At 37.2% G+C, this 13,269-nt stretch carries 12 protein-coding genes; 5 read left to right on the plus strand and 7 right to left on the minus strand.

Going from position 1 to position 13,269, the window contains the following annotated elements; genetic code table 11:
- Positions 1 to 19 precede the first annotated feature (19 nt).
- Genes ACFOOI_RS15705 through ACFOOI_RS15715 form a run of 3 tightly spaced genes read right to left on the minus strand, consistent with a single transcriptional unit; the run spans position 20 to position 3,137 of the window.
- Entirely contained in the window at positions 20 to 1,168 is a 1,149-nt protein-coding gene (locus ACFOOI_RS15705; RefSeq protein WP_379838970.1) for an efflux RND transporter periplasmic adaptor subunit, read from the minus strand.
- A gap of 26 nt (positions 1,169 to 1,194) precedes the next feature.
- Complete coding sequence (locus ACFOOI_RS15710) at positions 1,195 to 2,535, minus strand: TolC family protein (RefSeq protein WP_379838971.1); 1,341 nt, start codon at positions 2,533 to 2,535, stop codon at positions 1,195 to 1,197.
- 5 nt (positions 2,536 to 2,540) lie between these two features.
- Positions 2,541 to 3,137 (minus strand): TetR/AcrR family transcriptional regulator, encoded by a 597-nt coding sequence (locus tag ACFOOI_RS15715; RefSeq protein WP_379838972.1) that lies wholly within the window; start codon positions 3,135 to 3,137, stop codon positions 2,541 to 2,543.
- A 314-nt stretch (positions 3,138 to 3,451) separates the two neighbouring features.
- On the opposite strand from ACFOOI_RS15715, the gene ACFOOI_RS15720 reads away from it, so the two are divergent.
- Genes ACFOOI_RS15720 through porT form a run of 3 tightly spaced genes read left to right on the plus strand, consistent with a single transcriptional unit; the run spans position 3,452 to position 5,928 of the window.
- Positions 3,452 to 4,489 carry a quinone-dependent dihydroorotate dehydrogenase gene (locus ACFOOI_RS15720; RefSeq protein WP_379840227.1) on the plus strand — a complete coding sequence of 346 codons (1,038 nt, stop codon included), beginning with the start codon at positions 3,452 to 3,454 and terminating at the stop codon, positions 4,487 to 4,489.
- Between the two features lie 36 nt (positions 4,490 to 4,525).
- Positions 4,526 to 5,251, plus strand: a complete 726-nt coding sequence (gene ubiE, locus ACFOOI_RS15725) for a bifunctional demethylmenaquinone methyltransferase/2-methoxy-6-polyprenyl-1,4-benzoquinol methylase UbiE (protein WP_379838973.1) — start codon at positions 4,526 to 4,528, stop codon at positions 5,249 to 5,251.
- Complete coding sequence (porT, locus tag ACFOOI_RS15730; RefSeq protein ID WP_379838974.1) at positions 5,224 to 5,928, plus strand: type IX secretion/gliding motility protein PorT/SprT; 705 nt, start codon at positions 5,224 to 5,226, stop codon at positions 5,926 to 5,928. The genes ubiE and porT overlap by 28 nt, the downstream gene beginning before the upstream one ends.
- On the opposite strand, the gene ACFOOI_RS15735 is transcribed toward porT, so the two are convergent.
- Complete coding sequence (locus ACFOOI_RS15735) at positions 5,903 to 6,664, minus strand: copper homeostasis protein CutC (protein ID WP_379838976.1); 762 nt, start codon at positions 6,662 to 6,664, stop codon at positions 5,903 to 5,905. The genes porT and ACFOOI_RS15735 overlap by 26 nt on opposite strands.
- 162 nt (positions 6,665 to 6,826) lie before the next feature.
- Between ACFOOI_RS15735 and ACFOOI_RS15740 the strand changes: the two genes are divergently transcribed.
- Together ACFOOI_RS15740 and ACFOOI_RS15745 are read left to right on the plus strand one after the other, a co-directional pair.
- The gene (locus tag ACFOOI_RS15740) at positions 6,827 to 7,048 is read left to right on the plus strand and encodes a DUF2795 domain-containing protein (protein ID WP_379838977.1); all 222 of its coding nucleotides are present in this window, start codon (positions 6,827 to 6,829) and stop codon (positions 7,046 to 7,048) included.
- A gap of 172 nt (positions 7,049 to 7,220) precedes the next feature.
- Positions 7,221 to 7,877 carry an AlbA family DNA-binding domain-containing protein gene (locus tag ACFOOI_RS15745; protein WP_379838978.1) on the plus strand — a complete coding sequence of 219 codons (657 nt, stop codon included), beginning with the start codon at positions 7,221 to 7,223 and terminating at the stop codon, positions 7,875 to 7,877.
- On the opposite strand, the gene ACFOOI_RS15750 is transcribed toward ACFOOI_RS15745, so the two are convergent.
- From ACFOOI_RS15750 to ACFOOI_RS15760, 3 genes are all read right to left on the minus strand, one after another.
- On the minus strand, positions 7,874 to 9,040 hold the full coding sequence (locus tag ACFOOI_RS15750) for a DUF255 domain-containing protein (RefSeq protein ID WP_379838979.1): 1,167 nt from the start codon (positions 9,038 to 9,040) through the stop codon (positions 7,874 to 7,876). The genes ACFOOI_RS15745 and ACFOOI_RS15750 overlap by 4 nt on opposite strands.
- Before the next feature lie 77 nt (positions 9,041 to 9,117).
- Positions 9,118 to 12,159 carry an efflux RND transporter permease subunit gene (locus ACFOOI_RS15755; protein ID WP_379838980.1) on the minus strand — a complete coding sequence of 1,014 codons (3,042 nt, stop codon included), beginning with the start codon at positions 12,157 to 12,159 and terminating at the stop codon, positions 9,118 to 9,120.
- Positions 12,160 to 12,228: 69 nt separating this feature from the next.
- Positions 12,229 to 13,266: an efflux RND transporter periplasmic adaptor subunit gene (locus tag ACFOOI_RS15760; protein ID WP_379838982.1), complete on the minus strand. Its 1,038-nt coding sequence runs from the start codon at positions 13,264 to 13,266 to the stop codon at positions 12,229 to 12,231.
- Positions 13,267 to 13,269: the final 3 nt, after the last annotated feature.

The following is a 13,269-nucleotide window of genomic DNA, read 5'->3' on the forward strand; positions in this document are numbered from 1 at the left end:
TATATTTTTACTACCTTATTTAAAACTTAATTATTTGACCGTCTACCATATCTTGGTAGCCTTCTGTGATAATTTTATCTCCAGCCTGTAAGCCTGAATTTATCACGATTTGACCGTTATAGCTTAAGCCAGTTACTACTTGGCGGGCTCTTGCTACTTGGTTTTTACCTTCTTCTTCAGCTACATACACTATACTTCCTTTTTCGGTATTCTGAATCATGTTTTCAGGTATTACAATAGCATTGGCTTTGTTTTGATCATTAATCAAAAGTGTGGCCGTAAGGTTTGGTTTTAACATTTTGTCAAATGCTGGAATTTTTGCCTCAACTGTAAAAGTTCTTGAAACCTGATTAACCGTTTGACTAACAAAACTCAACGAAGCTTTTGTAGACTTGCTGATATCAGGGAAGTTTATTTGGGCTATGTTTCCTTTACTAATTGTCCCTGCATAAGTATCCGGAATATTAGCGGTTACTTTTAGGTTGTTAAAGTTTACTACCCTCACAATTCCAATTCCCGGAGCGGCCATTTCGCCTGCTTTTAATCTTACTTCGTCTACATATCCTGATATAGGAGAAACCACCACGTTAAGAGCGTCTTGTGATTTTAAAGTAGCAATTCGCTTTTCAAGAGATTCAACCGAGGTTTTTGCTTGGATAAGCTGAATTTCTGTCCCTATTTTTTGGTCCCAAAGTGCTTTTTGTCTTTCATAAATAGTCTTGGCAGTTTCGAGCTGTATCATTACCTCTTGCATGCTATTTCTCAAGATAGAGTTATCTATTGTAGCGATGGTTTGGCCTTTGTTTACAAAATCTCCTTCTTTTACAAAGAGCTTAGTGATTGCACCACCGGCTTGAGCCGTAATAAATTGATTGTTTTCGGCTTCTACTCTTCCTGTAGCATCTATAAAATGTTGGAAATTTGTGGTAGTCAGGGTAGAAACTGCTACCAATTTAGACTTCTCTATTTTTAAAGGAGAGCCTTTTTCTAACTCCGCCTCTAAAGCTTTAATTTCAGCTGAAAGTTCAGTTTGTTTCTTCTTTAGCTCGGTAAGTTTCGCTTTTTTACCTTCTAAAGAGTTAGTTTCTTTTGATCCGCAACTAGTAGCAAATATCATTATAGATAAAGTAAGTGCTAAACCAAGTATGCGATTGTTTTTTGATTCCATTATAGTATATCTTTATTTATATAAGTTTATTTTTTGATTAGTTTTCCTTGAGCTTTATCTAAGTCTACTTTAGCTATCAATACATCATAAAGTGCACTGAAATAGTTGTTTTGAGCTGCTTTCAAGTCAGACTCTCCATTTACAACTTCTAAACTCGAACCTAAGCCTTGTTGAAACTTGATTTTACTAACTCGCAATACTTCCTGAGCCAGTTCCATGTTTCTCTTTTGCACCTCTAGCGTCTCAAAACCGTTTTTAAGATTGGTGTAAGCTTGTGCATTTTCTAACTTAAATGACTCTTTAAGCAATTCGGCTCCATTGTCTAGTTTTATTAGATTTAATCGTTGTCTGTCGGCTTGCACTCTTCTAAGGCCAGAGTCGTATATCGGAATTCTAACATTAAGTGTTAAAGCAGACGACCCAAACCATCTTTCAAAAGGGTTAAACACGGTGTTACTGTGACCAGCTCCAAATGTACCTGCAAAACCTACCGATGGGTAAGCTCCTTTTTGGATTCTTTCTATGTTTAATAACGTTAGATTACGGTTTGTTTCTAATTGGGCAAACTCAACTCTGTTGTCAGGGTTAACTTCTTCAGCCAGTATAGTTCTTAGTCTATTTACGTCTTCTTCGTTAAGTTTTTCTTTAAGCGTTATTTTTGAGTCAATCGGAAAGGCCATTTGAAACTTAAGCAATTGGTATGTTAAAGAAATCAAATTGCTTAGCTTTTGTCTTTCTGTGACTAAGTTGTTTCTTTGAACTTGCAGCCTATCTACGTCTATTTTCTCAGCAAAACCTTGTTTGTAATATTGTTCTGTCTGGAAAATCACGGAGTCAATACGTTCAATGTTTAAGTCAAGAATAGTAGCACGCTGCTCAGCTACTAAAGCAGAGAAGTACGCTTTTTTTACATTTTCGGCTATTGCTACTTCAGATTTAGAAAGTTCTAATTTAGCCATCAGCCTGTAGGTATCGGCGGCTCTTAAACCTACCAACCAAGTGGCGTCAAATATTAATTGGTTAAGGCTAATACCCGTTTGGCCGCCCCAAGGAACCCCAAACTTAAACTTTACCACTTCGCCATCGGCAGCTGTTGGGTCAAAGTTTTTTGCATCTATCAATTGAGAAGGTACAATGGCATTATAGGTATACGAAAACTGACCGTTTATTTGCGGCAAGCCCGAAACCTTAATTTCCTTTATCTGTAGCTCAGCATCTTGCATGCCCACCATTGCGTTTTTTGCATTCGCATGGTTTTTAATGCCATAGTCTACAGCCTCGTCAATACTAAATGCAGTTTGTGCTCGTAGGTTAAATGAGATTAACATCCAAGCCAAAAGTGCTAAAACGTACTTTGTTTTGTTCATAATTATTAATTTGCAATTCTTGTTTTTTCGTATTGTTCTAAACCCGCAGGTGTGAGAATTCCTCTCATAAAATGATCTAAACTTTCGAGCTGCACTTCCAGTATTTTATAGAATTTTCCAGGGAAATATTCTTCGTTAAATACCAAGTCGACTGTTTCTACTCTAAGCTTAGATAAGACCTCTACATTTATTTCTTTACGATATAAATTTTGCTCTATGCCTTTTATAAGGTTTCTTTTAACGGTTTCTAAGATTACTTTTTTGAAGACTAAATATTTTGACCATGACTTTGGGTGATATTTTTTTATGTCAAAAAACAAAACGGGGTTTATGTTTTCGAGCATTTCACGCATCATAGTTGAGTTAAATACCTGCTCTTCTATTGGATTTTTCGCTTCTTTTTGAATTACCTCTATTTTGGTCTGTTCCATGCTAAGCATATAGTCAGTAACCCTACTTACGAGGTTATCTTTATCAGAAAAATGCTGATAAATTGTTTTTTTAGAAATTCCGAGTTCCTTCGCTATGTCTTCCATGGTCACACTTCGTATGCCATATCTAAGAAATAAACCTTGGGCTGCTATGATAATTCTATTTTCCATTTCAAAGATAGAAACTATGGAAACTTTCAAATGGTTCAAAGTTTTTATTAATTTTCATAGATTTACTTTTATGCAAAATTGCAAGATTTTCTAATTTAGAAAAATCAAAATAGTTAAGTGGTTATAAATCAGTTATGAATGGCGGTATTTTTATTGAGCGGTTACAAACTTCAAATAAACAAGCGTTTAATTAAATTGCACTATTTTGATAAATAATTGAACGATGCGAGTTCGAGTCTGATGAAAATGTGACATATTTGTCAATGCAAAGTGAAAGGATTAATTTTGTTTTTCTAAAAAAAAGCATCTTGTCTATTTACAAAAAAATCGTTTTCCCAGTTTTGTCTCAAATTGATCCAGAAAAGGTTCACTATTGGGCCATGGGAGCCTTAGTTGCGGCCCTAAAAATGCCGATTATAGGGAATATAATTAAGTCGTCTTTTAACTCTAAATCTGAGGGTTTAGAAAGAGACGTTTTTGGTTTAAGGTTTAAAAATCCGGTAGGCTTAGCCGCGGGGTTTGACAAAAACGCCCAATGGATAGACGAGTTAGCCACATTGGGTTTTGGTTTTATAGAAATAGGAACCGTAACACCCAAAGCTCAAGACGGAAATCCCAAGCCGAGACTTTTTAGGTTAAAAAAAGACTTGGCTCTAATAAACCGTATGGGTTTTAACAATGGAGGCGTAGATAAAGTGGTAGAAAACCTCAAAAAACGCAAGTCGGATATATTGGTAGGGGGTAATATTGGAAAAAACAAACTGACTCCAAACGAAAACGCACTTTCAGATTATCAAATTACCTTCAGGGCATTGTTTGATTATGTTGATTATTTTGTAGTAAATGTTTCCTCGCCCAATACGCCTGGTCTTAGAGACCTACAAGAAAAAGGGCCTTTGACCGAGATATTGGTAGCTTTGCAAACCGAAAACGGCCAAAAAGATAAGCCGAAGCCAATTTTACTGAAAATTGCACCTGACCTTACAGATACTCAGTTAGAAGATATCGTAGAAATAGTAAACACTGCCGGCATAGCTGGCGTAATAGCGACAAACACTACACTTTCGAGAGCAGATTTACAAACAAGCGATGCTGATGTAGCAGAAATAGGAGCAGGCGGGCTTTCGGGTAAACCCCTAACCCATAGAGCCACTGAAGTAGTTGAGTTTTTGCATACAAAATCAAAGGGAAGTTTTGACATAATAGGAGTAGGTGGTATTTATACTGGAAAAGACGCCGAGGAGAAATTTGCTGCAGGTGCTAAACTTGTGCAGGTGTATTCGGGCTTTGTGTATGAAGGGCCTTCAATTGCAAAAAATATTAATGCGTATTTGACGAAAGCGAAACTTTAAACCTAGTAGCGGGTTTAAGTAATAAAAAATATTAAAATGAGCGTAGTACCATATAAAGACAAAGACAATCGCAAAAGCGAGCAGGTAACCGAAATGTTTGATAATATTTCTCCTAAATATGATTTTCTAAATCGTCTATTGAGTGGCGGAATAGACATCTACTGGCGTAAAAAAGCTCTTAAGATGATTAACAAAGAGCCAAATAAGCTTATTTTAGATATTGCCACAGGCACAGGCGACTTAGCAATAGAAGCAGTGAAGCAATTGAATCCCGATAAAATTATTGGAGTAGATCCGAGCGAAGGGATGCTAAATGTGGGTATTGAAAAAATAAAGAACCTTGGTCTTTCTGATAAAATAAAGATGCAAGTAGGTGATGCGGAAAAACTAGCCTTTGAAAGCAATACTTTCGATACCGTAATCGTTTCATTTGGTGTTCGTAACTACGAAAATCTGTTGGCAGGCTTAAGTGACATGTATCGTGTTACAAAACCCGGTGGCACGTGTTTGGTAGTAGAATTTTCGAAACCGAAGATGTTTCCTTTCAAGCAATTTTATTGGTTTTATACTACTAAAATTCTTCCATTTATAGGTAATTTGGTTTCAAAAGATAGCTCAGCGTACAGTTATTTGCCAGAATCGATGATGGCTTTTCCCGATGGGCAAGATTTTTTAAATATATTTGAGAAGGCAGGTTATAAAAACACGTCGGCTACACCCTTAAGTTTTGGAATATGCTCCGTTTACATTGGCAAAAAATAACATATTTAGCACTATTTATCTGTGCTTCGAATATCTCTTTTAGCCAAAACAAACTTCAATATCAGTTAGATTACGACGTAAAGAAAGTAAGGTTCGGGTACTTTTTGGGTGTAGCGAGTACTAATTATAAAATAAAATACAACAGAGCGTATCTTTCGCCAGTTAACCCAAATACGTTTTACTCTATAACTTCGCCTAGCACCACGGGTATTAAGGCAGGTGCTTTGGTAAATGTAAACCTAAACGATTATTTCGATTTTAGGTTTTCGCCTCTTTCTGTATCAATCTACAACCGTGAAATATTAGTTAACGACTCCGAAAGTTATAAACAAGGCGACAAAGCCTGGTTTGAGGTTCCGGTGCAGGTTAAGTATAAGTCAGAAAGGCGTGGAAATACTCGGATGTTTGTTTTCGGAGGATTAAAATATGGTTTTGAAACTAACGTGGTGAATAAAAAATCGTCGGCTGGTACTAAACTTACCAAAACTTCGGATTTTTCGGTAGAATATGGCTTTGGGCTCGAAATTTTTAAAGAATACTTTAAGGTAACACCTGAAGTCCACTTTTCGCACGGCTTAAAAAACATAGTAAATCCTAATACGGATTATACGAACTTCTATAGTTTTGTAGATAAAATGAAAACGCACAACGTTACGTTTTATATTGTTTTTCAATAAGGCTTTTAAGGGTTCTAATTTTAGCTTCCGAAGCTTCGGTTAGCATGTATTCATCTACTCCATCAAGGCCCATGCTTACGTTTGGGTTTCTGTAAATCATTTCACTTGGTAAGTTTTCTTTTGCTGTAAAATGAAAGGCATTTGTCCCGGTTTCTATCAGGGAGTTTATGTTTTCAGCGTTTACGCCACTTCCAACCATTATTTGTATTCTTCCTTTTGCTTTATTTACCAAAGTGCCAATTAGCTCTTTGCCCAAGATGGCCAAGTTTTGCTGACCCGATGTCAGAATGTTTTCTATTTTTAGCTCAATGAGTTGCTCAAGTAGGTCAAGTGGATTTGAGCAAACATCAAATGCTCTATGAAAAGTTACGGGTGTGCCATTTGTAGCCGAAAGTAAGCGTTTCATATTTTCTAAATCCAAATCTCCGTTTTGATTTAAGCAGCCAAAAACAAAACCTGCAGGGTTCAGTTTGTTGAAAAATGTTATATCAGCAAGCATAGTTTCTATTTCGTCCGAATTATAGAAAAAATCGCCACCTCGTGGTCTGATCATAACATAAACCGGAATGCTGACAGCCTCCAAAACTTTGCTTACCAAGCCATAAGATGGGGTAGTGCCGCCTTCTAAAAGGCCACCGCAAAGTTCTATTCGGTCAGCTCCGCCTGCTTCGGCATTTTTACATGATTTTAAAGAAAAGCAGCAAACTTCGAGGGTGTTAGAAGAGTTTTTTTTCATTTTTCTAAAAATTAACCCTTTGTATTTCAGGCTTTTATTATTCTTTTCGATAATTTAGATACATTTTATGTATTTTTTTTCATTTTTTGCGTTTAACTCTAAAAGTTTTTTTTACTTTTGCAGCCAATTTAGAATCGAACAATTAATTAAACGGGTGATTATATGTACTGGACACTAGAACTTGTATCCTATTTAGAAGATGCTCCTTGGCCAGCCTCAAAAGATGAGTTAATAGACTTCTCTATTAGATCAGGAGCACCAAACGAAGTAATCGAAAATCTTTCAGAGTTGGAAGATGATGGTCAACCATATGAAAATATAGAAGAAATATGGCCTGATTATCCGACGAAGGATGATTTCTTCTTCAATGAAGATGAATATTAATTACGCCTGAAAAGGAAGTAAATTAATAGATAAGATACTTACTAAATTAAAAGGAAGGCATACCGCGAGGTATGCCTTTTTTGTTACTTTTTTTTTAAAATAAATGAGCATTGTGCTAGACATTTATTTTATATATTTGGTTATAGAAACGAAGATACATTCGTAAAAAAAGATGAATTACATAAGTCCGGCTTTTAAAGAGCTCAAAGACCTTGTGAAACGAGGAGAAGGCGAGAGGATAGAGTTTAAGTTAAAGAGTAATCACCCCGAAAAAATAATTCGAGAGGTGGTGGCTTTTGCCAATACGTCTGGAGGAAAGCTTATATTGGGCGTTAGCGACGACTTAGAAATTAAAGGCTTAAAGTATGTGGACGAAGATGAGTATATCATCACCAAAAACATAGAAAAGTATATATATCCGCTGGTGGATTACAGTATTGAAAAAATTAGGGTAGAAGGGGAGCGGGCGGTTTTGATATATACGATTAAATCAAGTCCGATGAAACCTCATTTTTTGGACTTAACGGGAAATCCGGACGAGCGAAAGGTTTATGTAAGGCACGAGGATAAGTCTATTCAGGCTAGTAAAGAGGTCAGAGAGATACTTAAGGGCCAAAGTAAGTCGAAGGGCTTTAAGTTTAACTTTGGCGACAAAGAGCGGCTTTTAATGGAGTATTTAGATGTACATAAGAAAGTGACACTAAACCAGTTTTCGGAAATTGCCGAGATAAAGAAAAAAGTGGCCAGCCGCACTCTTATACTTTTGGTTTTGGCGGGTGTACTTAGGGTCATTCCCCACGAAATAGAAGACTATTATGAGCTAATCTAACGACAATATTTTTCTTCGAATTCTTGTTGTTGGTTAAAACCCAGTTCGGCGGCTTTTTGAAGAGATTCTCTGCATGCCTTAAGATTGTTGGCTTTGCTATAAAATCTCGCCGATTGTAGCAAAAGCTCTTTGCTTAACTCTTGATTTTTTACCGCCTTTTGTGTTAAAACCTCAATATTTTCTTCAAAAAAACTATTTAGCTCTGAGGTATTCATTTGGTCATTTATTAACCTAAATACCGTAATGAAAGCCCCTGGTGTAGGAAATTGGTTAACGACTTTGTTACAAAGTATTTTGGCATTTTTGAAGTCGCCACTTTTAATCAATGTAATTAATTCTAGGTTCCAGGTAAAGCTTAAAATCTTAGTTTCGTCAGCCCCGATTTTAGTGAGTTCTTCTTTAAGCGTAACTACATCTTGTGGCGTTAGTTTATCTGATTTGTAGAGCGATATCATTTTGGTTTGAAGCTGAGCCGCCATTATTTCTTTTACCACATTCTCTGATTTCTCATATTGGGTGGCTAAACTCAGGTTTTGTAGCCAAAACTGGGCCAGTAAATTATCAGAAGACGACACGCTTTTTTTATAAACCATCCACGATTTTTCCGAGCCAATGTTTTCTTGGTTTAGCCAAAAGTAAAGATAGTTGGCCATCTCATTGTTCTTTTCTATGTTTTGTGTCATTCTATAATAAACTCCGCATTTGCTTAGCAAGTCTATGTTTGGCTCTTCAATTCCTACTCGGTCACATTTTAAATCTGAAGAAAACTCCACATTGGCGAGTTGAAGTTTGAGACTAGCCAACAATTCCGTTGGTTCTACATAATTGGTAAGAGAATCCTCTTTGTTGAAAACCAAAAAAACAGGCCATTGAATCAGACTGATGTTTCTATCTTTTAGCTCTTGATATTGGATTCTATTGCTTATATCTATCCGATAATTGATGTATTTTTCATTTAAAACTCTTTGAATTTCGGGGTCGTCTAGGTTTTGATTCAGAGAAATACAATGCGAGCATTGCGGATGAAAACATTCTACCAAAACGAGTTTGTTCTCGACTTTGGCTTGTTTAAATGCCTCAGCTAGAGTTGGCTGCCAGTTTATCTGTCCAAAACCTGCAAAACTTATCAAAAAGAAAAAACCAAGTATTTTTATTGCCCTCATATTTATCACTTTAAACCCCAAATATAGCCTCATATTTTATTTACTATGAAAAAAATAAAGACTTTTCAGGGATATCCTTAAACTGCCGGAGGTAATAGTTTGTACATAACGGGGGTTACTATTCGGGTTAAAATCAACGACGAAATTAGCCCTCCGATTATTACCAAAGCCAAAGGAGAATACAAAGGAGAGTGCTCCATCACCAAAGGTATTAGTCCACCAATAGCCGTAAATGTGGTAAGCACGATTGGAATAAATCGAGTCTCACCAGCTTTTTCTATGGCATCGTTTATGTTCATTCCTTCTTCTTTTCGGAGAAAATTAGTGTAGTCAACCAAAAGAATGGAGTTTTTGACCTCTATTCCCGCCAAAGCTATTATGCCTATGATAGCTGTAAATGAAAGCGTATTTCCGGTTAAATACAGTATGCCAACAGCCCCAATAACACCAAGTGGAATTACCGAAAGCACGATAAAGGAGCTTTTGAAAGTCTTAAATTCAAGAATCAAGATGGCTAATATTCCGAAAATTGTAATGATTATAATGGTGCTTATTCCTCCAAAAGTTTCTTTTTTTTGCTCTTCTTCTCCGGCCATGGTTATGGTGTAGCCATTGGGTAGTTTTAGTCTACTAAGTTTTGTTTTAAACTCCTCCTGCACTTCAGGCGTTAAATATCCTTCTGCCACAAAAGCCGTAACACTGGTGTATCGGTCTTGGTCATAGTGCTGAATTCTATTGGGAGAAGTTTCAAATTTTATGTTGGCCAATTGTGAAAGGGGTATTTGCATGCCAGCAGGCGAGGCAAGATAGATTTTTTCAAATACCTTTAAATCCACTTTTTTGTTGCGAGGCACCGTAAGCGTCATTTCATAATCATCGCCATTAGGGTTTTTATATGTGCCCATGTTTAATCCTGAAATCGCCATTCTGATAGTTCTATCTATTTCTGCTGTGGCAATCCCTAGTAAACCGGCTTTTTCTTTGTTAATGTCTATTCTTAAGTCTGTATTTACGGCCGCTATCGGGTTATTGATGTAAATAGTACCTTCGGTTTCTCTGTATATTTTTTCAACTTTAGAAGCTACTTTTTGTAGAGAGTCTAGGTTTTCTCCAAAAATCCGCACCGCTAAAGGTGCTTCTACAGGTGCACCTTGCTCAAATTCGATGGCTTTAATTTTTGCACCGGGATATTCGGCAAATTTGGCCCGTAGTTTCTGAATAAATGCGGTTCTTTCGGGCACTTCTATGTGGTCTTGTAGCTGAACAAACAGCTGGGCTGAGTTGCTTGATGTACCGCCTTTTGGCAAAATGTTATAATAAATCCTGGGGTTGTCTCGTCCTATATTTGCCGCATAGCTTTTTACTATGGGCTCTTTAGAAAGTGTAGCTTCTACAAATTTTGAGGCGTCGTTTGTAACATTGAGTGCCGTACCAAGTGGGGTTTCAATATTTATAAGAAACTGAGGTTTTTCTGATTTTGGAAAAACGCTGATTCCGATAACCGGAATTAAAGCCAAACTAGCGGCAAAAATGATTAGAGAAATACCGATGGTTTTAAATGGATTGGTCAATGACCAATGCAAAATTTTCCGATATGAGCCTTCTATAATTTTGGTCATAAACTGAAGCACAGCATTTCCTTCCTCTTTTTCTTCTTTTGGCATTATAAGACTTGCCAAAAAAGGAACTATGGTTAATGATACAAAAAGTGAGGCCAAAACCGTAGTTATAACGGCCATGGGCAAACTTCTTATAAAATCACCGGCAGATTCCGGTAAAAAAGTTAGGGGTAAAAACGCAAAAATGAGAGTTGCGGTGCAGCCTAAAACGGCCAAGCTAATTTGTTTGGTAGCTTGTACGGCCGCGTCTTTTCTGGAGTGACCCATTCGGATATACCGAGCTATGTTTTCTACCACAACGATAGAGTCATCGACTAATAAACCAAGTGATATTACCAAACCCACCACGGTCAGTTGGTTGATGCCATAACCTAAGAAGTCAAGCCCAGCAAGACCTATTGCAAGCGAAAGCGGAATAGATATCATCACGATTACGGCAGCCCTAAAGCCTAGCGGTATTAATGTAATCAATACCAAAACTATGGCAATACCAAAGTCTCTAGCTAGGCCCAAAAGCCTTTTGGAAACGCTTTTGGCTTGGTCAAAATTCTGTTCAAATTTAATGTTCTGTGGGAGTGTTTTTTCAAAGTCTTCGAGAATTGGGCTTACCTTTTCGTTTACTTCAAAAATGTTTGTGTTTTTTTTCTGCGAAGCAGTTATATAAATACACCTTTTGCCGTTTAGTCGAGCCAGATAGCTTTCTTCTTCATAGGCCATTTCTACTTCAGCTACGTCTTTTAAGTAGGTTACCTGTGTACCCGAAGTGCTAATTATTGTATTTTTTATTTCATCCAAGTTTTCAAAAGAACCTGAAGTTTTAACGTTAATTTTTCTGTCTCCTATTTCTATTGAGCCAGCGGGTATATTCATGTTTTCCGACTGAATGAGGCTCATTATTCTCCCAACATTAATTTTGTATTGAGCCAGTCGGTCGGTGTTTAACGATATTCGAACTATTTGTTTGGGGTTAGCCCAAAGCTCCACGTCTTTTAGGTCTTTTACTTTGGTAAGTTGTTTTTTTAAGGTTTCGCCATATTCGGTTAGTTTGGCAAAAGAAGCAGTCTCTGATATTAATGCTCCTTGTATAATATTTACTGTTTCTGGGGTGTATTTAAATATTTCGATTGAAAATATATCTTGTGGCAGTTTGCCCTTAAGTGAATTTAATTCTCTTAAAACTTCATTGCTTTTTTCGTTTTCGTCTACATCGTGTGTGAACTCTATTACTACGCTTGCCACGCCGTCATTGGCATAAGATATCATTTTTTTGATATCGGCTATGCCTGACATCTTCTCTTCAATGGGCTCTATTACGAGTTTCTCCATATCAGAAGGGCTGGTACCCGGAAAAACCACAACTATAGAGTTAAACGTCGCTTTTAAAACGGGGTCTTCGGCTTTGGGCATGTTGAACAATGAACTCAAACCCAAGGCGAATATCATCACAAATATGATGATTGTGAATTGGTGGTTTTTTACTGAAAATTCGGTTATTTTCATTGGAAAGGGATTTTCGAAAACAGTTTAATCTCGATTTTTAATATAGAATAGTGCAACCTGAAGGATAAATTAAGGTCTCACGATAACCTTTTGGCCATCAGAAAGAAAACCGCCCCCTTTGGTTATCACTTTTTCGTTTAGAGCGAGTCCGCTTTTTAACTCCACCAACTCCCCATTTATAGCTCCAATCTCTATATCTCTACGCATTGCTTTTCCTTGTTCATACACAAATACTACCCCTTTGTTTTCGTCGGCTTCGGCTAGTGCTTCAATCGGAATCATGAGTGATGATTTGCTCCCTGTAGGGTTTATACTAGCTTTTGCCACAAAACCAGAGATAAGTTGTTTTGAATTAGGTGCTAAGGTTACTTCCACTTCAAATGTGCCCGTCATCGGATTCACCGTTTGAGCTATTTGGCTGATAGTTCCTTTGAAGTTTTCGCCTGGATAGGCATCAAATGTTACATTAACAGGGTTTCCTATTTTAGTTTTTACTATTTGTTTGTCCGTTAGACCTAGGTTTACTACAAAGGCCCCATTGCCACCACCTAAAATAAAAATAGGAGAAAAAGGCGTTACAAGTTCTCCTTGCTCTGAGACTTTACGAAGGATTTTGCCAGCAGTAGGAGCATATATTTTTGAAAGTTTTTGGTTAAAACTTGCGGCTATTACGGTTTGATTGGCTACATCTAAGCCTGTTTTGGCGTCGCTCAAGTTGGTTTCTGTGGCTGCTTCGTCAGCAAAAAGCTTCTTTACTCTGTCGTAGTCTCTTTGTGCTTTTTGTAAGCCAAGTTTTGCTTGGTTTACTTGAGCGTCTATTTCAGACAAATCCAGTTCAGCCAAAAGCTGCCCTTGTTTTACCGACTGCCCTTCTTGCACATAGACTTTCCTAATCATGCCTCCAGTTTTAAATGCCAGCTTTATTTCGGTTTTTGAAGCTAAAAGCCCCGAAGCAATTATTTGGTCTGAAAGTTCTTCTGACTGAATAGTAGCCACCGCCACCGAAGGGATTTCTTCGTTGGATGCCGCATTTGGCTGTGCCTTAGAACCGCACCCCCAGATTGCCACTAATGCTAAAAATGATAGAAGTATGTGTTTATTTTTCATGAT

Origin of the sequence: Lacihabitans lacunae (assembly GCF_042649125.1) — a bacterium.
GTDB classification, from domain to species: domain Bacteria; phylum Bacteroidota; class Bacteroidia; order Cytophagales; family Spirosomataceae; genus Leadbetterella; species Leadbetterella lacunae.